This is a genomic window from Streptomyces sp. NPDC053432 (genome assembly GCF_055585365.1).
The window spans coordinates 558,517-580,582 of the sequence record NZ_JBVJKF010000001.1 but is presented as its reverse complement, the minus strand read 5'-3'; the positions used below and the strand labels follow the sequence as shown (position 1 = coordinate 580,582).

The following is a 22,066-nucleotide window of genomic DNA, read 5'->3' as shown; positions in this document are numbered from 1 at the left end:
CTCTTGAAGTGAAGCTTCTAGGAGCATTCGATGGCAGACACTCCGGCCCCCCGGCCGCGCATCCTGACCGCTCCGGACGGCACGCGGTTCCGTGATCTCAACGGCAACGGCGTCATGGAACCCTGCGAAGACCCCCGCCTCCCCGCGCCGCCGAGCGCAAGCGGGACCTCCTCGGGCGCATGACGCCGGAGGAGAAGGCGGGTCTCCTCTTCCAGAACTTCGGCGCCTCGGACCGAGCGCCGCTCGACGTGCTCTTCGGCCGAGGGGCGGCTGCCCTTCGAACTGCCCCGCTCGATGGAGAGCGTCCTGGCGGGACGCGAGGACGTGCCGAACGACTCGGGTGACCCGCTCTCCTCCCTACGGCCACGGCCTGCGGCCGGGCTGACCCGGCCGCCGGACGGGGGCGGCGGCCCGGAAGCCGTCGTCCCCGGCCGGCGGAGCCGGTTCCGCCGACCCGGGACTCCCCGCGATGCAGGTAGTCATACGTATGACGCCACGTTATCGAAATCAAATATCGCGTCTTCTTGACGGTCGCAATTTTGGCGAGATACTTGCTCCACTCTCCCCGCTGCCCCGAGATGAGGTGCCGCCCCATGGAGCTCTCCCCGTCCGCGCACGTCGACACGTTCTGTCGCGACCGGCTCCCGCCCTTCCCCCTCTGGCCCGAACTGCACTTCGACCTGCCGGAGTTGCGCTACCCGGACCGGCTCAACTGCGCCGAGCGACTGCTGGACGAAGCGGTCCGGCGCTGGGGTCCCGACCGGCCCTGCCTGCTGACCCCACCGAGCGGTGGACCTATGGCGACCTGCTGCACCGCGTCAACCAGGTCGCGCAGGTGCTCACCGAGGACTTCGGCCTCGTGCCCGGCAACCGGGTCCTGCTGCGCGGCCCCAACAACCCCTGGCTGGTGGCCACTTGGCTGGGCGTGCTGAAGGCCGGCTGCGTGGCCGTCACCACCATGCCGTTGCTGCGGGCCGCCGAGCTCGCCGAACTGACCGGCATCGCCAGGCCCGCCCTCGCGGTGTGCGACCACCGTTACCTGGACGGACTCGCCGCCGCCGTGGACGGGGCGGACTCCGGGCCGGCCGTGCTGGCCTACGGCGGGGCGGGCGGGGCCGATCTGGTGGCGCGCTGCGCGGCCAAGGACGGGCGGTTCGCCGCCGTGGCCACCGCCGCCGACGACGTGGCCCTGATCGCGTTCACCTCCGGTACGACCGGTCGGCCCAAGGCGACCCTGCACTTCCACCGGGACGTGCTGGCCAACGCGGACACCTTCTCGCGGCACGTCCTGCGGCCCCGCCGGGACGACGTGTTCACCGGCACCCCGCCGCTGGCCTTCACCTTCGGGCTCGGCGGGCTGGTGGTCTTCCCCCTCGCGGTGGGTGCCTCCACGCTGCTCGTCGAGCAGGCCTCCCCGCAGCGGCTGGCCGAACTCGTGGAGGAGCACGGGGTCACCGTGCTCTTCACCGCGCCCACGGCCTACCGCGCGATCATGGCGGCTGGCGAGGCGGGCCGGCTGGCCGGGCTGCGGCGCTGCGTGTCGGCGGGGGAGGCGTTGCCGGCGGCGGTGTGGGAGGAGTTCCACGCGGCCACCGGCCTGCGCATCATCGACGGGATCGGCGCCACCGAGATGCTCCACGTGTTCATCTCGGCCTCCGACGGCGACATACGCCCCGGCTCCACGGGCAGGCCCGTCCCCGGCTACCGGGCCCGTGTGGTCGACGAGCAGGGCGAGCCCGTCCCCGACGGGCAGCCGGGCCTCCTCGCCGTCACCGGCCCCACGGGCTGCCGGTACATGGAGGACCCGCGGCAGACCGCGTACGTCAGGAACGGCTGGAACATCACCGGCGACACCTACGTCCGCGATGCCGACGGCTACTTCTGGTACGTGGCCCGCAGCGACGACATGATCGTCTCCTCCGGCTACAACATCGCCGGCCCCGAGGTCGAGAAGGCGCTCGCCTCCCATCCGCACGTCGAGGAGTGCGGCGTCGTCGGAGCCCCGGACGAGGAGCGCGGCATGCTCGTCAAGGCGTACGTGGTCCTGCGCCCCGGGGTCGCGCCGGACGCAGCCTCGGTCAAGGAGCTCCAGGACCACGTGAAGCGGACCATCGCGCCCTACAAGTACCCGCGCGCCGTCGAGTTCGTGACCGAGCTCCCGCGCACGGGCAACGGCAAGCTCCAGCGGGCCGAGCTGCGCAGACGGGCCGAGCTGGGCAGGCGGGCCGAGCTGGGCAGGCGGACCGGGACCGCGAGCGCCCGGCGGCAGGCCCCGGACGCGGCACCGGCCCCGGCGGACGACTGCGCCGCCGGCTGCCCCGAGGCCCTCGTGCGGAACCTGCCGAGCATCGTCGTCGAGCGGCGCGTCGAGTGGCAGGACACCGACGCGGCCGGCCACTACCACCACTCCACCGTCGTGCGCTGGGTCGAGGCGGCCGAGGCCGTCCTGCTGCGCAGGCTCGGGCTGTCGCACCTCTTCGGCAGCACGCCCCGGGTCCACTTCGAGGCCGATTACCGGGCCCGGCTGTGGTTCGGCGACACCGTCCGCACCGAACTGAGGGTCACCGAGGTCGGTACCAGCTCCCTCCACTACGCCTTCACCGTCCGGGGCGAGGGGGAGGGGGAGGGCGCGGCCGCGAGCGGCCGGATGGTCATCGCGCACTCGGCCGCACGGGCCACGGGCTCCGCGGCCTGGCCCGATGACGTCCGCGAGGTCCTCACCAAGTCCGGGCCCCAGGCGCCCGAACTCTTCACCTGATGTGTCGAATCCTTGACGCTCGCCAAATCGACGACATATTCTCTTGCCCGGAACCACCAGGAGGAACACCGTGCGCGTAGCAGTCATCGGAGGGGGGCCCGGCGGGCTGTACTTCGCGGCCCTGGCCCAACAGCTCTCCCCGGAGTGGGACATCACGGTGTGGGAGCGCAACGCCCGCGACGACGCGTTCGGATTCGGCGTCGTCTTCTCCGACGAAACGCTCGACGGCATCGCCCAGGCCGATCCGGCCGTGTTCGCAGCCATGTCCGCGGAGTTCGCCCGCTGGAGCGACATCGACGTCCGCTACGGCGGCGAGGTCCACGTCTCCGGCGGCCACGGCTTCGCCGCCCTCGACCGCAACCGGCTGCGGGAGATCCTGCAGACGCGCTGCGCGGACCTCGGGGTGACCGTCCACTACGGGACCGGGGCGCCGCCCGTGGAGGAACTCTCCGCCGGCTACGACCTGGTGGTCGCCGCCGACGGGATCCGCTCCACGGCCCGCGAGACGTACCGGGACAGCTTCCGGACGGAACTGGACGAGCGGCACTGCCGCTACATGTGGCTCTCCACCGACCGCGTCTTCGAGGCCTTCACCTTCATCGTGGAGAAGGGGGACTTCGGCAGCATCCAGGTCCACGCCTATCCCTACGACGGCGAGCGCAGCACCTTCATCGTCGAGATGGCGGAGGAGGACTGGCGGCGGGCGGGCTTCGAGGCCTTCGCGGACCGGGAGTTCGGCCGCGGCGAGAGCGACTGGGCGAGCGTCCGGCGGTGCGAGGAGATCCTGGCCGGCCACCTCGAAGGCCGCCGCCTGATCCCCAACGCCTCGAAGTGGATCCGGTTCACGACCGTCCGCAACGCCTCCTGGAGCCACGGGAACGTCGTCCTGCTCGGCGACGCGGCCCACACCGCGCACTTCTCCATCGGCTCCGGCACCAAGCTCGCCATGGAGGACGCGCTCGCCCTGGTCGCATGCCTGCACGAACACCCCGACGTGCCGTCGGCGCTCACCGCGTACGAGGGCGAACGCCGGCCGGTCGTCGAATCCACCCAGCGCGCCGCCCAGGCCAGTCTCGAATGGTTCGAGAACATCGGCCGCTACACCGGGCAGGACCCGAGACAGTTCGCCTTCAACCTCCTCACCCGCAGCCGCCGCGTCACCTACGACAACCTGCGCGTGCGGGACGAGCGGTTCACCGACGCGGTCGACTCCTGGCACGCCGGGCTGAGCGCGCCCCCGGCCATCCGGGCCGGCGGCGCGGACACCGTCCCCGGAGCCGTGCCGCCGATGTTCCGGCCGTTCCGGCTGGGCGGCCTGCACCTGCGCAACCGCGTCGTCGTACCGCCCACCGCCCTGTACACGGCGCGGGAGGGAGTCCCCGGCGACTTCGAACTCGTCCACCTGAGCACCCAGGCGCTCGGCGGCGCCGCCCTGGTCTTCGCCGGGATGACGGCGGTGAGCGCCGACGGCCGCGCCACCCCGGGCTGCCCCGGCCTGTACACGGACGGCCAGGAGGCCGCCTGGCGGCGGATCGCCGCATTCGTCCACGGCCAGTCGGACACCTGCCTGGGCATCCAGCTCACCCACGCCGGCCGCCGCGCCGCGACCGCCGTGCCCCGGCCGGACGGCAGGGCCGCGCCGCTCGGAGCCGCGGGGTGGCCGCTCGTCGCCGCCTCCCCGCTGCCCTGGAGCGAACTCGCCGGCGTTCCGCGCGAGGCGACCCGCCAGGACATGGACGACATCGCCCGCGACTTCGTGGCCGCGGCCGAACGCGCCCACCGCGCCGGTTTCGACGCCCTGGAACTGCAGTACGGCCACGGCCACCTGATGTCCGGCTTCCTCTCCCCGCTGACCAACACGCGTACGGACGGATACGGCGGCGGCCTCGCCGGCCGGCTGCGCTTCCCCCTGGAGGTGCTGCGCGCGGTGCGCGCCGTCTGGCCCGAGGGCAAGGCGCTCGTGGTCCGGATGTCCGCCGCGGACTGGGCCGAGGGCGGCACCAGTGAGGCCGACGCGGTGGAGATCGCCCGGGCCCTGGCAGAGGCCGGAGCCGACGCGGTCGACGTGTCCACCGGCGAGGTCGTCCCGCACGAGCGCCCCCGGTACGGCCGCAGCTACCAGACCCCGTACGCGGACCTGATCCGCAACGCCACCGGCGTCCCCACCATCGCCGTCGGCGCCATATCCACCTACGACGACGTGAACTCGATCGTCCTGGCCGGCCGGGCCGACCTGTGCGCCGTGGGCCGCGCCCACCTCCACGACCCCCTGTGGGCCCTGCACGCCGCGGCCGCCCAGGGCTACAGCGGCCCGGCTGCGCCCTGGCCGGCCTCCTGGAAGGCGGGCAGCGGCCGCCCGCCGGGCGCCCGTACGGACCGGGTCCCGCCCCGGCTCCAGCTGCTCCGCGAGGCCGCGCCGCCCGTGCACCAGCGCTGGGTACCGCCCGTTCCGGCCGCCGCCGCAGCCGCCCGCTGACTGGAGACCCGATGGACCATCTGCCCCGCTTCACCGCCGCGGCCGTGCAGGCCGCCCCCGTGTACCTCGACCCCGCGGCCACCGTCGACAAGGCGATCGGGCTGATCGCCGAGGCCGCCGCGGCCGGAGCCGGACTCGTCGTGTTCCCCGAGGTGTTCGTCCCCGGCTACCCCTACTGGAACTGGACGATGAACCCCGTCCAGGGCTCACCCTGGTTCGAGCGCCTCCAGCGTTCCGCCGTCGACCTACCCGGCCCGCACGTCGACCGGCTCCGCGGGGCCGCCCGCCGGCACGGCGTCGTCCTCGTCATCGGGGTCAACGAGCGCAGCCCGTACAGCCTCGGCGTCCTCTACAACACCCTGCTCACCATCGGACCCGACGGGGAACTCCTCGGCGTGCACCGCAAGCTGGTGCCCACCTGGGCCGAGAAGCTCACCTGGACCGGCGGCGACGGCAGCTCGCTGAAGGTGCACCCCACGCCCGTCGGCCCGCTCGGCGCCCTGGCCTGCGGCGAGAACACCAACACCCTGGCCCGCTTCACCCTCCTCGCGCAGGGCGAACTCGTCCACGCGTCCTGCTACATCGCCCTGCCCGTCGCCCCCGCCGACTACGACATGGCCGACGCCATCGCGGTCCGCACCGCGGCCCACAGCTTCGAGGGCAAGGTCTTCTCCGTGGTGGCCTGCTCCACCGTCTCCCCGGAGATCGTGGACATGCTCGCCGGGGACGACGAGGAACTGCGCGCGCAGTTCACCCGCCCCCGCAGCGCCCTCTCCGGGATCTTCGGCCCCGACGGCCGCCCCGTCACCGCACCGCTCGTCGACGACGAGGGCATCGTCTACGCCGAGATCGACCTCGCCCGCTGCGTCCAGCCCAAGCAGATGCACGACATCGTCGGCCACTACAACCGCTTCGACGTCTTCCGGCTCCACGTCGACGACCGCCCCCGCACCCCGGTGACCTTCGCGACCGACACCGCGCGCAGCACCACGCCACCCCTGCCCACCGAGGCACTCGGCCCCCTCGAGGAGGACTCATGACCACCGAGTACGACGACAGCCGACCGGGCCGCGCCCGGGTGTCGACGAGCCCCGAACTCACCGCCTACTACGAGGAACTCGCCGAGCTCGAAGCGGGCGCCCTGTGGACCGTCGCCAACGACATCGAGCCCTGGTACCCGCAGCCCGAGTCGGTTCCGGTGCTGTGGCGTTACGAGGACCTGCGGCCGCTCGTCCACAAGGCCCTGCCGCTCGTCAGGGCCGACGACGCCGGCCGGCGCGTGGTCATGCTCGTCAACCCCGGCCGCAGGGACGTCAGCGCCGCCGTGGGCCTGCTCTACACCGGCCTGCAGATCATGGGACCCGGCGAGGCCATGACCGCCCACCGGCACCAGGCGGCCGCCCTGCGCTTCGTGCACGAGGGCACCGGCGCCTGGACCGTCGTGGACGGGCAGAAGCTGAAGGTGGCGCCGGGTGACTTCGCCATCACGCCGAACGGGACCTGGCACGAGCACGGCAACGAATCCGGGGACGCCCCCGTGATCTGGCAGGACGGACTCGACATACCCCTGGTCAACGCGCTGGACGCCGGCTTCTACGAGGTCCACCCCGAGCTGTACCAGACCCCCGGAAAGGTGATCAACTCCTCCGTCCTGACCTACGGCGGCAACCTGCTCCCGTACGGCACGGAGAAGTGGACCCGGCCGTACTCGCCGCTCCTCGCCTTCCCGTGGGAGCCCACCTACGAAGCCCTCCGCAAGCTCGCGAAGGCCACCGAGGGCTCTCCGTACGACGGCGTGATCGCCGAGTACACCAACCCCCTCACCGGCGGGCCCGTCATGCCCACCATGGGCGCCCACTTGCAGCTCCTGCGCCCCGGCCAGGCCACGCTCGCGCACCGCCACACCGGCTCGGTCGTCTACACCGCCGCCAAGGGGCGCGGCGTCTCCGTGATCGCCGGGCAGCGCTTCGCATGGAAGCAGGGCGACATCTTCTGCGTCCCCTCCTGGGCCTGGCACGAGCACCACAACCCCGACCCGTCCGAGGACGCCTGCCTGTTCTCCTTCAACGACTTCCCCGTGATGCGCTCCCTGGGCTTCTTCCGGGAAGAGGCGTACCCGGACAACGGCGGTCACCAGCCCGCCGCCTGAGCCGCCCCGCCGCACCGGAGGCCCTGCCGGCCCTGACACCGGCTCCGGTGCGGCGGGGCACCCCCTCTCCCTCCCCCCAAACCCAAGGAGCAGCCATGCGACTGGTCACCTACACCCACACCGCCCCCGACGGACCCCCCCGCCTCGGGGCCCGGATCGACGACCGCGTGGTCGACCTCGCCGTCCTGGCGAGCCGGGCGGGCGTGCGGCTCCCGCTGGACCTGCTGTCGTTCATCAGGGCCGGCGCCCCCGCCCGGGACGCCGCGCGCGAACTGCTCGCGGGCGGCCCGGCGGCCTGGCCCGCCGACGCCGTGCACCGGACCGAGGAGGTGTCGCTGCGCGCCCCGCTGCGCCCCGGCAAGATCATCGGCGTCGGGCTGAACTACGTCGAACACGTGGAGGAGTCCAGCCGCAGCCTGGACACCGACAAGGAGAGGCCCACGCGGCCGGTGCTCTTCAGCAAGCCCGCCACCGCCGTCACCGGCCCCGGCCAGCCGATCCTGCACAACGGCGGCCTCACCGCCCAGCTGGACTGGGAGTGCGAACTGGCCGTGGTCATCGGCCGCACCGCGTTCCGCGTGCGCGAGGAGGACGCGTACGGCCACGTCTTCGGCTACAGCATCGTCAACGACATCAGCGCCCGCGACCAGCGCCGTTCCGGCCAGTGGTTCTTCTCCAAGGGCCAGGACTCCTACGCGCCCTTCGGCCCCGAAGTCGTCACCGCCGACGACATCCCGGACCCGATGGACCTCGACCTCTCGCTGCGCGTCAACGGCGTCACCAAGCAGAAGTCGAACACCCGGCACATGCTCTTCCCCATCGCCCGCCTCATCGCCGACATCTCCTCCGGTGTCACCCTGGAACCGGGCGACGTCATCGCCACCGGATCGCCCGCCGGCGTCGGAGCGGGCATGGTCCCGCCGGAGTTCCTCGTCCCCGGCGACACCGTCGAGGCCACCGTCGAAGGCATCGGCACCCTGACCAACCCCGTCGTCGACGCCCGCTGAGGAGCGAGAATGTCCTCCCGTACCTACCGCATCGGCCAGATCGTGCCGAGCTCCAACGTCACCATGGAGACCGAGGTCCCGGCCATCCTGCGGGCCCGCGAGTCCCTCGCACCCGAACGCTTCACCTTCCACTCCAGCCGGATGCGCATGACCCATGTGACCCCGGAGCAGCTGAAGGCCATGGACGCCGACTCCGACCGGTGCGCCGTCGAACTCTCCGACGCGCACGTGGACGTCCTCGGCTACGCCTGCCTGGTGGCCATCATGAGCATGGGGCTCGGCTACCACCGCACCTCCGAGGAGCGGCTGCACCTGCGCACCGTGGAGAACGGGGCCCCCGCCCCGGTCGTCACCAGCGCCGGAGCGCTCGTGCACGGACTGGGGACCCTCGGGGCGAAGAAGATCGTGCTGATCGCCCCGTACATGCGGCCCCTGACGAAGACCGTCGTCGACTACCTCACCCACGAGGGGATCGAGGTCCTCGACCACACCGCCCTGGAGATCCCGGACAACCTGGACGTCGCCGCGCACGACCCCGCCCGCCTCCCCGGCCTCGCCGCGGCGCTGGACCACGCCGACGCCGACGCCGTCGTACTCTCCGCCTGCGTGCAGATGCCCTCCCTGGGCGCCATCGACGAGGCCGAACAGCTCCTCGGCAAGCCCGTCGTCTCGGCGGCCGTGTGCACGGCGCACCAGATGCTGCGCACCCTCGGCCTCCCGGCGGTGGCCCCCGGCGCGGGCCACCTCCTGTCCGGGGCCCACGCCTGACCGCCGGCGCGGCCGCCGCGCCGCCGCCCGCCGAGCCGTACCGGCACCTGGACGGGGCCCCAACGGCCCGGCTCGGTAGGATCGCGACCGCACACGACGGAAGGCGATCATGGCGGACACTCCGATTCGGCCCAGTTCATTGATCAACACGGTCTACGGAGCGTTCCTGCGGCGCCTCGGCGGGTGGATCTCCGTCGCCGACCTGATCACCCTGATGTCCGAACTGGACGTCGACGGCCCGGCGGCCCGCTCGGCGATCTCCCGCCTCAAGAAGAAGGGCGTACTGGAACCGGAGCGCCGCGGCGCCACCGGCTACCGGCTCAGCCCCGCCGCACAGCCCGTCTTCGACGAGGGCGACCGGCGGATCTTCGGCAGCCTGGAGCCGGCGAAGCTGAGCGACGGCTGGGCCATGGCCGTCTTCTCCGTCCCGGAGTCCGAGCGCTCGTACCGCTACCAGCTGCGCACCCGGCTGACCTGGCTCGGCTTCGGGAACATCGCCCCGGGTGTGTGGCTGGCCCCCGGCCGGCTCCTCGGCGACGCCCGCGACATGCTCGTCCGGCGCGGGCTGAGCGACTACGTGCACCTGTTCGCCGCGGACTACGCCGCCTTCAGCGACCTGCCCGGCACGGTCAGCTCGTGGTGGGACTTCCCGGCGATCCAGGAGCAGTACGCCGGGTTCACGGAGGCGTACGGACCCGTCGCCGGAACGCTGGCCGAGCAGGGCGCCGTCGACGGCGCCGAGGCCTTCCGCCACTACGTCCCGATGCTCACCCAGTGGCGCCGGCTGCCCTACCTCGACCCCGGCCTGCCCGCCGAACTGCTGCCCGCCGACTGGAACGCGGTCGCCGCGCGCCAGACGTTCCAGCGGCTGAACGACGTACTCGCCGCCCCGAGCCTGAGGCACGTACAGGAGGTCACCGGGCTGGCGGAGGAGACCGCGCGGGGGTAGACACGCTCTGCCCTGCCCTGCCCTGCCCTGCCCCGCATCCGACCGCATCCCCGGACCCTGGAGTTCCGCCGTGGCCACGACCCCCGAACCCCCTGCCGTCCGGATCGAACGCGACGGCCCCGTCCGCACCGTGATCCTGAGCCGTCCCGGGGTCCGCAACGCGGTCGACGGCCCGACGGCGGCCCTGCTCGCCGACGCCTTCCGTGAGTTCGAGGCGGACGAGGACGCGTCCGTCGCCGTGCTGTGGGGGGAGGGCGGCACGTTCTGCGCCGGTGCCGACCTCAAGGCCGTCGGCACCGACCGCGGCAACCGGGTGGAGGCGGACGGCGACGGCCCCATGGGTCCCACGTGGATGAGCCTGACCAAACCCGTGATCGCCGCGATCAGCGGCCACGCCGTGGCGGGCGGGCTCGAACTGGCCCTCTGGTGCGACCTGCGCGTGGCGGAGGAGGACGCCACGTTCGGCGTGTTCTGCCGCCGCTGGGGCGTCCCGCTGATCGACGGCGGTACCGTCCGGCTGCCGCGCCTGATCGGCGAGAGCCGGGCGATGGACCTGATCCTCACCGGCCGCCCCGTGACCGCCGCCGAGGCCCACGGGATCGGCCTCGTCAACCGTCTCGTACCGCCCGGGGAGGCCCGCGGCGCGGCGGAGCGGCTCGCCCGCGAGATCGCCGCCTTCCCGCAGCTGTGCCTGCGGCACGACCGGCTCTCCGTACGGGAACAGCACGGGCTGGGGGAGCGGGAGGCCCTGGCCGCCGAACACCGCCACGGCCTCGTCCCGCTCACCGCGGGCGAGACGCGGTCCGGCGCCGACCGGTTCGCGGGCGGCGCCGGCCGCCACGGCTCCTTCACCGACTGACCGGCAGGGCCGGGCCGAAGCCCCGTAGCAGCTGTGGGCGGGCGGCGGAAGGCGCGCTGTCAGGTGCGTCCTTCCGCCGCCCGCGTCCTCAGGAGGCCCGCACGCGTGCCGCGTCGGCCTGTCCGCCGCCCCAGGTGAGGGTGACGGGGGTGGTGGACGGCGGCTCGGGGGTGGCCAGCCAGCCCAGGAGTGCGCCGTCGCGGCTGACGGTCACGGCGGCGGTTCCGGCGGGCAGGTCCAGGGCCCAGCCGTCGCCGGTGACCCGGTCCTCGCCGCCGGTCGGGTTGAAGGCGCCGACGATACGGACGCCCGCGGGCCCGGAGCGGCTCAGGACGCGCGCCCTGCCGCGGGCCGTCGCCGGGCGCGGCGCGTCCGGGACCGGCAGCGCCGCGGCGAACGAGGCCACGAAGGCGGCGACCGCCCCGTCCGCGGGCTCCCCGGCGGGCAGCGTCAGCACACCGGGGCCGTCGCAGCCGCCCGGGAGGCCGGCGCGCAGTACGGCGACGGGGAGCTCCGTACCGTCCCCGTCCGGCCCGGGAGGCGTGTCCAGCCAGGCCGGGGCGATCAGCCGGCCGGAGCGGGCCAGCTCCCCGTGGACGGCGTCGGCGAGTTCCGCGAGGACGGTACGGCCGGTGCGCTGCCAGGCGCCCGCCTCCGGCAGGGTCCGGTCGACGAGGACCACCGCGTCGTGGTCCGGGGTGCTGGCGAGCAGCACCTCGCCGAAGCGGTCGAGGAACGCGGCGAGCAGGCGCAGGCCGGCCGCGTTGGCCTGGTGGGCGCCGGACTCGGCGAGCGGCGCGCCGGGGCTGTACGGCGGTGCGTGGAGGGCCGGATCGACGCCTTCGGAGCGCAGCCCGTCGGGGTCCATGTCCACCAGGGCGCCCCAGCTGCCCGTGGCGCAGGCGGTGTAGACGCTGACGGTCGTTGAGCCCAGCAAGAGGGCCAGCAGGGCGTTGAAGACGGGGGTGGCGGGCTCGGCGAAGGCCGGATCGGTCCAGGTGAACCCCCAGTTGGCCTCGATCACGTCGGTGCCGCCGAGCAGGATCCCGGTCAGGTGGGAGCCGAAGGCGCCGGTGTCGCGGGCCGGGTTGCCGACCCACTCGGTGTGCCCGGTCAGGTGCGCCGAGCCCTGGACGGCGCGCTGCCGGGCCGCCCAGGCGTCGAGGGCGGCGCGCGGCGCGGCGGTCGCGGTCAGGGGCACGTTGGCCAGCCGTACCGGGCCCGCCGGGAAGAGCCCGGAGATCCAGTCCCACACGTCGACGATGGCGTGTCCGGACCACTGCGACCACAGCCGGCGCCGGTCACCGGTCCACCCGGTGACGTCCTCGCCGGTCCGCCCGGCCTCGTCGTGCAGGCCGCGTCCGGCCAGCCAGCGGGCGAAGGCCTCGCGGGCGGCCGGTGAGGCGTCCTGCGCGTCCACGGGGAGGTGGGCGTCGCCGACGGTGCCCTCGTTGCCGAGCTGGAGGGCGACCACGGGGCCGCCGGGGGCGGCGGCCGGGGCGACGACCTCGTCGGCGACGGCCTTCAGCCAGACCTCCGTCGCGGCCCGCACCGCCGGGTCGAGGAGGCTGGGCAGCGGCTTTCCCTGCGAGGTGAGGACGCTGCCGTCGAGGCCGCGGTACGGGGTGTGGTCCGGGCCGCACAGCCGGTCGGGCAGTCCGCCGAGCTGGACCTCGGCGTGGATGAACGGGCCGGGTTTGAGGAGCACGCCCAGCCCGGCGCGCTCCGCCAGCTCCAGCAGGCCGACCACGTCGCGCTGCGGGTCGGTCTTCCCGGTGAAGTCGAAGGACCGGCCTTCGCCTTCACCGGTCTCGTGGAACCGCCACGGCAGGTAGCAGGAGACCACGTCCACGCCCAGGGCGCGCAGTTCCCGCAGGTTGGACGCCCAGTTGGCGGGGTCGGCCCGGTAGTACGGGTACTCGCCGACGACGACCGGCCGGGCCGTGCCGGGGACCAGTGCGCCGGCCAGCCGGGTGCGCGGGGCCGGGTTCACGCGTCCGCCCCGGTGTACGGAGGTACGAGGACGACCTTCAGCGCGGCGTACCCGGCACCCGGGACGGCGGCCAGGGCCTTGAACGCCTCCTCGTGGTCGGCGAGGGCGAAGCGGTGGGTGACCACGCGCTCCAGCGGCAGCCGGCGGGCCAGCTCCACGGCCTTCGGGAAGATCATGCTGTTGTAGTCGCCGGCGCCGATGATCTGCAGCCCGCGCTGGAGGAGGGTGAGCGGGCGGACGGTGGCGGAGGCGTTGCTGTTGAAGCCCATCACGACGACCCGGCCGCGCACGGCGGCGTAGCGGATGCTCTGCTCCAGGAGGTTGCCCACGGAGTCGACGACCAGGTCGCCGCGTGCGGCGAGTCCGGGGTCGTCCGGGGTGTGGAGGCTGACGCGGCCCGCGAACTCGGGCGCCTCGAACACCTCCTGCGCGAGCCGCCGCCGGACCGGGTCGGGCTCGACGAGGAGCACGGTGGCCCCGTGGAGCTGGGCGGCCATGGCGGTGACGACGCCCATCGGGCCGGCGCCGACGACCACGGCGGTCTCGCCCGCCGCCAGCCGGCCGGCCTCGATGTTGTTGAGCGCGCAGGCGAGCGGTTCGACGACGACGGCGCGGTCGAAGCTCATGCCGTCGGGAACCGCGTGGCAGAAGAGCTCGGGGAGGCGGATGAACTCGGCGAAGGAGCCGTCGTAGTCCAGCCCGACCTCGGTGCCCTCCTTGCGCCGGCAGAAGTTCCAGTGCCCTTCGAGGCAGGTGGAGCAGGTGCCGCAGTACAGGGTGGGGTTGACGATGACCCGGTCGCCGACCGCGAAACGGGTGACGCCGGGGCCGGTGGCGTCGACGACGCCGACGGCCTCGTGGCCCATCACCACGCCGGTCTCGGCGGGGAACTTGCCGACGAGCACGCTGCGGTCGGTGCCGCAGATGCCGCTCTGGGTGACGCGGATGACGACGTCGTCGGCGGCCAGGGGCTCGGGCTTGGGGCGGTCGACCAGGGCGAGCGTGCGGTCGGCGGTGAGCGTCAGGGCCTTCACGATGCCTCCTTCGCGGACGCGACGGCGGCGCGGCCGAGGTCCCAGCGGATGGATTCGAGGAGCTGCTTGTGGAGTTCGGGCGTCGCCGCGGCGATGCAGGACTTCTGGTTCAGCGGGCCGAGGTCCACCAGGGAGGTGCTGCCGAGGTCGTCGCCGTAGGCGTCGGTGATGACGACGCCGGCCAGCCGGGCCAGGTACACCACGGCCGCGATGTCGTAGGGGAAGAGGTGCAGGATCGAGCCGCGGCCGACCCGAAGGAAGGCCTCTTCCGTGTCCGGGTGGTCGCGCAGGACGCGGTTGCCGATGTCGGCGTACGCGTCGAGCTGCCCGGTGATGATGCGGGAGATGGAGAAGGTGCTGCTGTTGAAGACGAAGATGCCACCGGTGTTCGCCGACCGGTCGACGAGGTGACCGTACGCCTCGGTCATCAGGTCCATCGGGTGGCCGTTGAACTCGATCGACCAGAACATGCGGGTCAGGTCGGTGTTCCGGCTCAGCCGCGGCACGGGAGCGGCGAAGCCGCCGCTGTCGAGTCCCGTGCTGTCGTCCCCGTAGAGCCACGCACCGCTCTTGATCTCCACCAGGCAGGCGGCGTCGACGTCGGCGAGGGTGGGGGCTCCGTCGCCGTAGGGGGCCGCCGCGATGGACACCATGCCCATCTCGAGTCCGGCCGAGGTGGGGCGGGTCCCGTCGATCGGGTCGACGACGAGGAGGACCTGCGGGTCGGGCGCGAGCTCCACGTACGAGCCGTCCTCGGTGTACAGGGCGGTCGGTACGTCGGCGTGGGCGCGCAGGTAGTCCAGTACGGCTTTCTCGGCCACCTCGTCGACGTCGAACTGGGCGTCGCCGCCCGGCGAGTCGCCGTGGACCCGGCGCTCGCGCCCGTGGGCCTCGTAGGCCAGCAGCTCGGAGCGGACGTGCTGTCCGAGGGAGGTGAGGAGCTCCTTCATCGGGCCAGCTCCGCCAGGAAGAGGTTCTCCAGCTTGTCGCAGATCTCCGCGGCCTGCTCCATGGTGAGGATCAGCGGCGGCCGGATCTTGAGGACGTTGCCGTAGCCGTAGCGCGAGGTGCGCAGGATCAGGCCGTGGTCCATGGCCTTGGCGGCCAGGTGGTTGGTGAGCTTCACGGCGGGCTTGCCGTCCGCCTCGGCGATCTCGAAACCGATCATGAGACCGACGCCGCGGACGTCCACGATGGCCGGGTAGCGGCGCTGCATGTCGTGGAGGCGCTCCATGATGAAGTCGCCGGTCCGGGTGACGTTGGCGAGGAACTCCGGCTGCCGCACGATGTCGAGGGTGACGTTCGCCGCGGCGGCGGCCAGCAGGTTGGCGCCGTAGGTGAAGGAGTGGTGGCTGGCCGGCAGGCCGGCGAGCCGCTCGTTGGTGAGGATCGCCGCGACCTGCGCACCCGAGCCGCCGAGTCCCTTGGCGGTGGTGATGGCGTCGGGCTCGACGTCGAAGTACTGGGCCGCGAACATGTGGCCGGTGCGGCCGATGCCGGTCTGGATCTCGTCGAATATGAGGGCGATGTTCTGCTCGTCGCAGAAGGCCCGCAGTTTCTGCATGTAGCCGTCCGGGGGCACGATGTTGCCGCCGTTTCCGGAAATCGGCTCGATGAGGACGGCGGCGACGCGGCCGGAACTCGCGTAGTCGACGAAATCCTCCAGCCGGTCCACGCACATCATTCCGCAACTGTCCTTCTGCTGCCCGTAGAAGCAGCGGAAGCAGTACGGGTCGGGCACCTGGAGGCTGCCGGGGAAGAGATGGGGGAAAGGCTCTCGGCGGAACGAGTTCCCCGACATCGACGTCATCATCATCGTCTGTCCCACATGACTGCGGAACAGGGTGATGACCTCGGATTTCCCGGTGGCTAACTGGGCCATCTTGATGGCGCCCTCATTGGCGGCCGAACCGCCCGACACCTTGGGGTGCACCTTGGTCAGGCCGGCCGGGGACACCTCCACCAGCCGCTCGACGAGCCCGTTGACGGGGTCGCTCTGGTACGAGGAGGTGATGTGGACGACCTTGTCGAGCTGGTCCTTCATGGCGGCGACGACGGCCGGGTGCGAATAGCCCAGGCTCAGGTTGAACGTGGCCGAAGCGCAGTCGAGGTAGCTGTTCCCGTCCTCGTCGTAGAGGTAGACACCTTCACCCCGCGCCATCTTGAACTCGCTGACGGGGTAATAGATGTGGTCGGTGACGTCTTTGGTATCCATGGGTCTCTCTCACACGGGTCGGGAATGCACCGCGGTCGTGGACGGTGAGGGAAGATCACGTCCGGCGGGAATGCGGATGCGCGGTGCGGAATGGGATGGAGATGCGGCTCGATGCCGGTGGCGGCGGCCCGGAATACTTCACCCGTCCTGGACGGGGATCTCGCGGCTGCGCCTTCTTGATCATCCGATCACATTCCAACAGGCTCTGACAAGGGGGGAATTCCGTATGTGCATCTCCTCGCACGGCCGGTCATGGCCGGAAGTGCACGGCCTTCAGCTCCTCCGGGGACGTGAACAGATGTCCCCGGAGCCCGAGTGCGCGGGCCGCCTCGACGTTGTCGGCCCGGTCGTCGACGAACAGGATCTCCCCGGGCGGCAGTCCGAGTGCGTCGACGCACCACCGGTAGGCGGCCGGCTCGGGCTTGGCGGCGCCGATCCGGCAGGAGAGGCCGCGGACCGCGAACCTCTCCAGCCAGGGCTGGGTGGCCTCGAAGCGGGCGGCCAGCTCCTCGGGGATGTTGGACAGGAGGCCGAGGACGAACCCCCGCCCGGCGAGGAGGCCGAGGAGGTCCACCATGCTCCGGTCGATCTCGCTCCAGCTCGCGAGGTCGGCGGCGATCAGTTCGGCGATCAGCCGGTCGTCCAGGGGGACTCCCAGGTGCGCGCAGACCTGCTGCCAGTAGCCGGGGCCCGCCACCTCGCCCCGGTCGTAGCGGGCGCGGTGGGACCAGTACGCCTCCCAGAAGAGGCGGGGATCCCCGCCGGCCGTGCGTTCCAGTACGCCCCGGGATTCGGCGGACTGGACGCGGGCGATGACTCCGAACATGTCGAAGAGAACGGCTTTCATGCTTCCGGTTCCTTACGTCGTTCACGTCACGGGGTGGCGACGGCATCCTTGCGTCCCGACGCGCGCGGGCCGTCCACCCCGCCGGGGTCGGGGGCGCCCCGTCGCAGCCACAGGCTCAGGACGCCGCACACCACGGCGAGCACGAACAGCACCAGGGGCACCGTCTTCACCTCCATGGTGTCGATGACGCCGCCCAGCAGCGGCGGGAAGGCCACGCCGCCGATCATCGAGGCGGCGATCACATAGGCGCCGGCCGCGGCCACACCGGGGACGGCGCGGTTCAGCCAGGGCAGGCAGGTCGGGAAGATCGGCGCGATCATGAGGCCGACACCGAAGTACGCGTACGGGGCGAGCGCCGGAACGGTCGCCAGCAGCAGGAAACCGGCCATGCCCGCGCAGCAGACGATCAGGATCGAGGGGGCTGACCAGCGCAGGCTGAGGGGTGCGACGACGAACCGGCCGACGGTCATGGCGGCCCAGTACGCGGAGGTCGCCGTGGCCGCGGTGGCGGCGCCGTAACCGACGGCTTCGAGGTGGGTGGGCTCCCAGCCGCCCACGCCGGTCTCGATGGCGACGTGCAGGACGTAGATCCCGATGAACGCCGCGATGATCGGCAGCACGCGGGCCCCGCCCGCCGGGGCGCCCTCGGCCGGCCCGGGCCGGGGCTCCCGGGCGGCCACCCCGCCGAGGGTGACCAGGATCAGCAGGCTGACGACCCCGATCCCGACGAAGATCTGGGGGTAGTTCTCCGCCCCGAGCCAGCCGATCAGGGCCGGGCCCGCGATGGCGCCGATGCCGAAGTGCCCGTTGAGCAGGTTGAGCATGGCGGTGCTGCGGCGCCCGAAGCCGACGGCGAAGAGCTGGTTGAGGCCGTAGTCGATGCCGCCGAAGCCCAGGCCGATGACGAACGTCCCGGCGAGGGCCAGGGTCCAGCTGGGCGAGAAGGCGAAGACCGCCGCGCCCGCGGCCATGAGCACGTACGAACCGCCGAGCAGCGCCCGGTTGTCCAGGCGGCCCCGCAGCAGGTGGTAGATCAGCACGCCCGCCAGCGCGCCGACGAAATGGGCGCTGAGGCTGAGCCCGGCGACGGCGGGGCTGATGCCGTACTCCTCCCGCAGGGCGGGGATCGCGGGCCCGTAGAGCGCCTGCAGGGCGCCGATCACCACGAACGCCACGCAGGAGGCGGTGATCGCGACGGGGGTGAGGAGCGGCCTTCCCGCGTCCGGCGGGTCGGCCTCACGGGTGGCGGACATGGGTCTCCTCATCGTCGCTGGCCGAACGAACAGATGTGATGTTCACGGCGGGGGAAAATGCACACTGACTCGGTCAGAGTACTCAGGATGAATGTTCGTTACAACAGATCAGATGTGCGAAACGTTCACTGAAGGCGTCCCCCGGCCACATCTGTGCTAAAAGCAGACACATGAACGTGATGGAGAGGCACAAGTTCGTCGTGGGGCTGCTCGTGCGGCAGAACCGCGCGACCGTCGCCGAGCTGGCCCAGGCCACGGGAGCGTCCGAAATGACCATCCGGCGGGACCTGGAGGTACTGGAGTCCCGGGGCGCGCTGCGCCGCGTCCGCGGCGGCGCCGTCAGCAGCCTGCCCGGCGGCGTCGAGCCGCCCTACGCGGTCCGGGCCATGTCCGGGGTGCAGGCCAAGGAGCGGCTCGCGCGCGCCGTCGTCGACCTGCTCACCGACGGCGAGACCGTGGCCCTCGACACCGGCACCACCGCCGTGGCCGTCGCCAAGGCCATGGCAGGCCGCCAGTTCACGGTCACCCCCCTCTCCCTGCACGCCGCCTTCGCCCTCTCCGCGAACTCCGGCGTCCAGCTGGTGATGCCCGGAGGCCAAGTGCGCCCCGAGGAACTCTCCTTCTACGGCCAGACCCCCGTGCGGACCTTCCGGGACCTGTGCTTCGACACCTTTGTCCTGGGGTGCTGCGGCGTCGACCCGGTCCAGGGGGCCACCGCCTACAACCTCGACGACGTCCAGGTGAAGCGCGCCGCGGTGGCGGCTGCGCAGCGGGTGATCCTCGTGGCCACCGCGGACAAGCTCGGCCGCACCGCGCTGGGCCGCATCTGCCCGATGGAGGAGATCGCCCTCGTCGTCACGGACGCCCCGGGCGACTCCACGGCGGTCGAAGCGCTGCGGGAGCGGGGGGTCGAGGTGGTCCATCCGGCGGACGGCTGACCGTGCGGCCGTGACGATGCATGCGGGGTGCCCTTCGTGCGCGGCGCATCCGGGATCGGTGCGCCCCGTCCAGCATCGGGGTGCCGACCGCCGCCTCCAACGGGGTCCGACCGTCGTGTTGCGGACTGTCGGAAAGACGACAGCAAGCGCTTGCAGAAAGTTCCGGCCTCTTCTGGCGGCGGCCCGGCGCACGGCGCGGCGGGCTCCTGTCCGGCGGAGGATGCCGCGGATTCCCGCAAATCCCCGCAACAGGAGCGCATTTGGCGCCCGCGCCGCTCCTCCGCCACGCCCGGCGGAAGCGTGTCCGATACACGTTCCTGGTTCCGCGGTGGCGGATCGGACTCTTCTAGCATCGCGATCGCGACGGATGCGAACGAGAGAGCGGCGACATGGAAACAGTCACACGGCAGCGCCCGCAGGACCGCGACCGCCCCAGGGGGCTCACCTCCGCGGAGATGGACCTCTACCGTGAGCTCGCTGAACAAGGCCCCCTGCGCAGAAGCCGATTACTGGCCCGCGAAACTCCCGACGCCTTCGCGCGGGCCCTCGAAGGGCTCCTCGCCAACGGCCTGGTCCGGCAGATGGGTGCCGACTGCTTCGCGGCCGCCAACCCCACCGAAGTGGCTGAGGAGTTGCTGAAGCGCTGGGAGGAACGGGTGCAGGGCGCCCAGCTCGACCTGCTGCACATGCGTGGGCAACTGGCGGAGCTCGCCATCGTGCACGCCGCCCGCCGACGCGCCCTCCAAGGACCTCCGCTCGAACGGATCGAATCTCCGGCCGAGTTGCGGCGCATCCTCGACCACCAGGCCGCCGCGTGCCGCCGGGAGCTGCTCGGCGCCCGGCCGGGCGGCCCCCGCCCGGCCGCCGAACTGCGCCGCGCACACGAGCGCAACCGGGACCTGCTGGCACGCGGAGTGCGGGTCCGCACCCTGTACCAGCACTCGGCCAGATTCGACCCGCCGACCGTCCGCTACGAGGCGGAACTGGCGGACCTCGGAGCCGAAGCCAGAACGGTGGCCGGCGGCCTGGTCCGCTGCACCGTCTTCGACCGGACCCTGCTCGTCCTGCCCCTCGACGACGCGAAGGGCGGCGCGCTGCTCGTCCGCAGCCCCGAACCGGTCGCGTTCGCCGCCGACATGCTCGAACTGCTGTGGGCCGCGGGCGAGCACCTCACCAAGCCGCGCGAGAAGGCCTTCGTCCAGGACGTCGCCGATCAGGCGAAACGATCCATCCTGCAGCACCTGGTGCAGGGCGAGGACGACCGGGCCACGGCCCGCGCCCTGGGCATCTCGGTGCGCACCTGCCAGCGCCATGTCTCCGCCATCATGCGCCAGCTGGGCGCGACGAGCCGGTTCCAGCTCGGCTACCTCGCCCAGCGGCACGGGCTGCTCGCACCCGACGCCCCCGAGCCGGCGGGCACGGCCGCGGCCCCCCCGACCTGAGGTCCCGCCAGCCGGGACGCGCTCAGCCGGGACGCGCTCAGCCCTTCACGGCCTCGTCCCAGTTGCGGTTGACGGTCTCCCTCGCCTTCTCCCGCTGGGCCACCGTCGGGAACGCCGGCGTGCCCTCCACCGTCGGCAGGTTCTCCGCGGCTGCCCTGTCGAGGGTGCCGTCCTCCTTCATGGCGTCCATGAGCACGGGGCGCGCGTAGGCGCGCAGCCGGATGTTCTGCCCCTCCGGGCTGAAGACGTACTCCTGCCACAGGCGCGCCGCCGCGGGGTGCGGGGCGTCCTTGTTCACCCCGCCGGCGTAGTACTGGGCGAAGCTGCCGTCGAACGGGATCGCGGTCCGCCAGTCGACGTCCGCGCCCTTGTCGCGGAATTCGTCGGCGTACCCGAGGTTCAGGAAGTCCCAGTCGATGCTGATCGGGGTGGTGCCGTTCTCGATGGTGGCCGGGGTGGACTCCACCGGGATGAAGTTGCCGCTCCTGGCGAGCTCGGCGAAGAAGTCGATGCCGGGCTGGATGTCGTCGAAGGACCCCCCGTTCGCGAGGGCCGCCGCCCACACCCCGGCGAAGGCGGAGCCGGACTTCGTCGGGTCGCCGTTGAGGGCGACCTTGCCCTTGTACTCGGGCTTGCGCAGGTCGTCGAAGGTCGAGGGGCAGGTCGTGACGCGTTTGGCGTCGCAGCCGATCGAGACGTACCCGCCGTAGTTGTTGCTCCAGCGTGCCTTCCGGTCCTTCTGGTCCTTCGGGATGTCCTCCCACGCGGCGACCTTGTACGGCGCGAGCAGGCCCTGCTGGGCCGCGAACCGGGCGAACGGGTCGCCGACGTCGACGACGTCGGGTGCGAGGCCCCCGCGCCTGTGTTCCTTCAGGGCGTTGATCTCGTCCTGACTGGAGCCCTCCGGGTTCTCCACCGTGACCTTGATCCCGTACTTCTTCTCGAAGCCGTCGATGAGCGCGCCGTAGCCGGCCCAGTCGCCCGGCAGCGCGATCGTGTTGAGCGAGCCCTCCTTCTTCGCCGCCGCGGTCAGCGCCGCCATGCCGCCGGCGTCCGGGGCGGAGGTGGCCACCGACGGTGGTCTGGGCGCGGAGACGGACTCGTCCCCGCAGGCGCCGAGGGACGCCGCCGTGAAGGCCAGGGAGGCGGCGACGGCTGCTGTCCGGAGACGAGGTGCGGGCACTAAGGCTCCATGGCGGGCGATCGCGTACCGGTCGAAACCAGCGTACGTTCAGTGGCCGGGGCGGCGCAGTCCCAGCGGCCGGTGTCCGCCGGCCGTTCCCCCACAACCCGCCCGCCCGGCCCCTCCCCACCCGGCCAGAAGCCTCCCCGCCCCGCCGGGAGCCACCCGGGGGGCGGAGCCCTCCGGCCCGGCGGA

The 22,066-nt window shown here is 72.5% G+C and carries 18 protein-coding genes and 1 pseudogene; 12 read left to right on the top strand and 7 right to left on the bottom strand.

Going from position 1 to position 22,066, the window contains the following annotated elements; genetic code table 11:
- Positions 1–30 precede the first annotated feature (30 nt).
- From ACZ6Y1_RS02565 to ACZ6Y1_RS02520, 10 genes and pseudogenes are all read left to right on the top strand, one after another.
- Positions 31–183 carry a hypothetical protein gene (locus ACZ6Y1_RS02565; protein ID WP_469621392.1) on the top strand — a complete coding sequence of 51 codons (153 nt, stop codon included), beginning with the start codon at positions 31–33 and terminating at the stop codon, positions 181–183.
- A 410-nt stretch (positions 184–593) separates the two neighbouring features.
- Positions 594–2,200: pseudogene (locus ACZ6Y1_RS02560) on the top strand (benzoate-CoA ligase family protein); the annotation flags it as partial.
- Between the two features lie 129 nt (positions 2,201–2,329).
- On the top strand, positions 2,330–2,758 hold the full coding sequence (locus tag ACZ6Y1_RS02555; RefSeq protein WP_469621740.1) for an acyl-CoA thioesterase: 429 nt from the start codon (positions 2,330–2,332) through the stop codon (positions 2,756–2,758).
- 70 nt (positions 2,759–2,828) lie between these two features.
- A complete protein-coding gene (locus ACZ6Y1_RS02550; protein ID WP_469621389.1) occupies positions 2,829–5,234 on the top strand; it encodes an oxidoreductase in 2,406 nt (801 codons plus the stop codon).
- Positions 5,235–5,245: 11 nt separating this feature from the next.
- On the top strand, positions 5,246–6,274 hold the full coding sequence (locus ACZ6Y1_RS02545; protein ID WP_469621386.1) for a carbon-nitrogen hydrolase family protein: 1,029 nt from the start codon (positions 5,246–5,248) through the stop codon (positions 6,272–6,274).
- Positions 6,271–7,383, top strand: a complete 1,113-nt coding sequence (locus ACZ6Y1_RS02540) for a cupin domain-containing protein (RefSeq protein ID WP_469621382.1) — start codon at positions 6,271–6,273, stop codon at positions 7,381–7,383. The genes ACZ6Y1_RS02545 and ACZ6Y1_RS02540 overlap by 4 nt, the downstream gene beginning before the upstream one ends.
- A gap of 95 nt (positions 7,384–7,478) precedes the next feature.
- Positions 7,479–8,390 carry a fumarylacetoacetate hydrolase family protein gene (locus ACZ6Y1_RS02535; protein ID WP_469621380.1) on the top strand — a complete coding sequence of 304 codons (912 nt, stop codon included), beginning with the start codon at positions 7,479–7,481 and terminating at the stop codon, positions 8,388–8,390.
- 9 nt (positions 8,391–8,399) lie between these two features.
- Complete coding sequence (locus tag ACZ6Y1_RS02530) at positions 8,400–9,158, top strand: maleate cis-trans isomerase family protein (RefSeq protein ID WP_469621377.1); 759 nt, start codon at positions 8,400–8,402, stop codon at positions 9,156–9,158.
- Between the two features lie 109 nt (positions 9,159–9,267).
- The gene (locus tag ACZ6Y1_RS02525; protein WP_469621373.1) at positions 9,268–10,107 is read left to right on the top strand and encodes a PaaX family transcriptional regulator; all 840 of its coding nucleotides are present in this window, start codon (positions 9,268–9,270) and stop codon (positions 10,105–10,107) included.
- Between the two features lie 70 nt (positions 10,108–10,177).
- Positions 10,178–10,966 carry a crotonase/enoyl-CoA hydratase family protein gene (locus tag ACZ6Y1_RS02520; RefSeq protein ID WP_469621370.1) on the top strand — a complete coding sequence of 263 codons (789 nt, stop codon included), beginning with the start codon at positions 10,178–10,180 and terminating at the stop codon, positions 10,964–10,966.
- A gap of 88 nt (positions 10,967–11,054) precedes the next feature.
- On the opposite strand, the gene ACZ6Y1_RS02515 is transcribed toward ACZ6Y1_RS02520, so the two are convergent.
- The 6 genes from ACZ6Y1_RS02515 to ACZ6Y1_RS02490 form a co-directional block, all read right to left on the bottom strand.
- Entirely contained in the window at positions 11,055–12,959 is a 1,905-nt protein-coding gene (locus ACZ6Y1_RS02515; RefSeq protein WP_469621366.1) for a beta-galactosidase, read from the bottom strand.
- Positions 12,956–13,993, bottom strand: a complete 1,038-nt coding sequence (locus ACZ6Y1_RS02510; protein WP_469621363.1) for a zinc-dependent alcohol dehydrogenase — start codon at positions 13,991–13,993, stop codon at positions 12,956–12,958. The genes ACZ6Y1_RS02515 and ACZ6Y1_RS02510 overlap by 4 nt, the downstream gene beginning before the upstream one ends.
- The gene (locus tag ACZ6Y1_RS02505) at positions 13,990–14,943 is read right to left on the bottom strand and encodes an inositol monophosphatase family protein (protein WP_469621360.1); all 954 of its coding nucleotides are present in this window, start codon (positions 14,941–14,943) and stop codon (positions 13,990–13,992) included. Before ACZ6Y1_RS02505 ends, ACZ6Y1_RS02510 begins: the two co-directional genes overlap by 4 nt.
- Positions 14,940–16,208: an aspartate aminotransferase family protein gene (locus ACZ6Y1_RS02500; RefSeq protein WP_469621357.1), complete on the bottom strand. Its 1,269-nt coding sequence runs from the start codon at positions 16,206–16,208 to the stop codon at positions 14,940–14,942. The genes ACZ6Y1_RS02505 and ACZ6Y1_RS02500 overlap by 4 nt, the downstream gene beginning before the upstream one ends.
- 250 nt (positions 16,209–16,458) lie before the next feature.
- Positions 16,459–17,055: an HAD family hydrolase gene (locus ACZ6Y1_RS02495; protein ID WP_469621352.1), complete on the bottom strand. Its 597-nt coding sequence runs from the start codon at positions 17,053–17,055 to the stop codon at positions 16,459–16,461.
- A 26-nt stretch (positions 17,056–17,081) separates the two neighbouring features.
- Complete coding sequence (locus ACZ6Y1_RS02490) at positions 17,082–18,308, bottom strand: MFS transporter (protein WP_469621348.1); 1,227 nt, start codon at positions 18,306–18,308, stop codon at positions 17,082–17,084.
- Positions 18,309–18,478: 170 nt separating this feature from the next.
- On the opposite strand from ACZ6Y1_RS02490, the gene ACZ6Y1_RS02485 reads away from it, so the two are divergent.
- Entirely contained in the window at positions 18,479–19,246 is a 768-nt protein-coding gene (locus tag ACZ6Y1_RS02485; protein WP_469621345.1) for a DeoR/GlpR family DNA-binding transcription regulator, read from the top strand.
- 389 nt (positions 19,247–19,635) lie between these two features.
- Positions 19,636–20,688, top strand: a complete 1,053-nt coding sequence (locus tag ACZ6Y1_RS02480; RefSeq protein ID WP_469621339.1) for a helix-turn-helix transcriptional regulator — start codon at positions 19,636–19,638, stop codon at positions 20,686–20,688.
- 37 nt (positions 20,689–20,725) lie between these two features.
- Here the strand turns inward: ACZ6Y1_RS02480 and ACZ6Y1_RS02475 are convergent, their stop codons facing one another.
- On the bottom strand, positions 20,726–21,871 hold the full coding sequence (locus ACZ6Y1_RS02475) for an ABC transporter substrate-binding protein (RefSeq protein WP_469621336.1): 1,146 nt from the start codon (positions 21,869–21,871) through the stop codon (positions 20,726–20,728).
- Positions 21,872–22,066: the final 195 nt, after the last annotated feature.

Coding starts and splice junctions, on each gene's coding strand:
- ACZ6Y1_RS02525 (WP_469621373.1), top strand. CDS start 9,268: ATGGCGGACACTCCGATTCGGCCCAGTTCATTGATCAACACGGTCTAC.
- ACZ6Y1_RS02505 (WP_469621360.1), bottom strand. CDS start 14,943: ATGAAGGAGCTCCTCACCTCCCTCGGACAGCACGTCCGCTCCGAGCTG.
- ACZ6Y1_RS02565 (WP_469621392.1), top strand. CDS start 31: ATGGCAGACACTCCGGCCCCCCGGCCGCGCATCCTGACCGCTCCGGAC.
- ACZ6Y1_RS02500 (WP_469621357.1), bottom strand. CDS start 16,208: ATGGATACCAAAGACGTCACCGACCACATCTATTACCCCGTCAGCGAG.
- ACZ6Y1_RS02535 (WP_469621380.1), top strand. CDS start 7,479: ATGCGACTGGTCACCTACACCCACACCGCCCCCGACGGACCCCCCCGC.
- ACZ6Y1_RS02530 (WP_469621377.1), top strand. CDS start 8,400: ATGTCCTCCCGTACCTACCGCATCGGCCAGATCGTGCCGAGCTCCAAC.
- ACZ6Y1_RS02545 (WP_469621386.1), top strand. CDS start 5,246: ATGGACCATCTGCCCCGCTTCACCGCCGCGGCCGTGCAGGCCGCCCCC.
- ACZ6Y1_RS02540 (WP_469621382.1), top strand. CDS start 6,271: ATGACCACCGAGTACGACGACAGCCGACCGGGCCGCGCCCGGGTGTCG.
- ACZ6Y1_RS02495 (WP_469621352.1), bottom strand. CDS start 17,055: ATGAAAGCCGTTCTCTTCGACATGTTCGGAGTCATCGCCCGCGTCCAG.
- ACZ6Y1_RS02490 (WP_469621348.1), bottom strand. CDS start 18,308: ATGTCCGCCACCCGTGAGGCCGACCCGCCGGACGCGGGAAGGCCGCTC.
- ACZ6Y1_RS02480 (WP_469621339.1), top strand. CDS start 19,636: ATGGAAACAGTCACACGGCAGCGCCCGCAGGACCGCGACCGCCCCAGG.
- ACZ6Y1_RS02485 (WP_469621345.1), top strand. CDS start 18,479: ATGAACGTGATGGAGAGGCACAAGTTCGTCGTGGGGCTGCTCGTGCGG.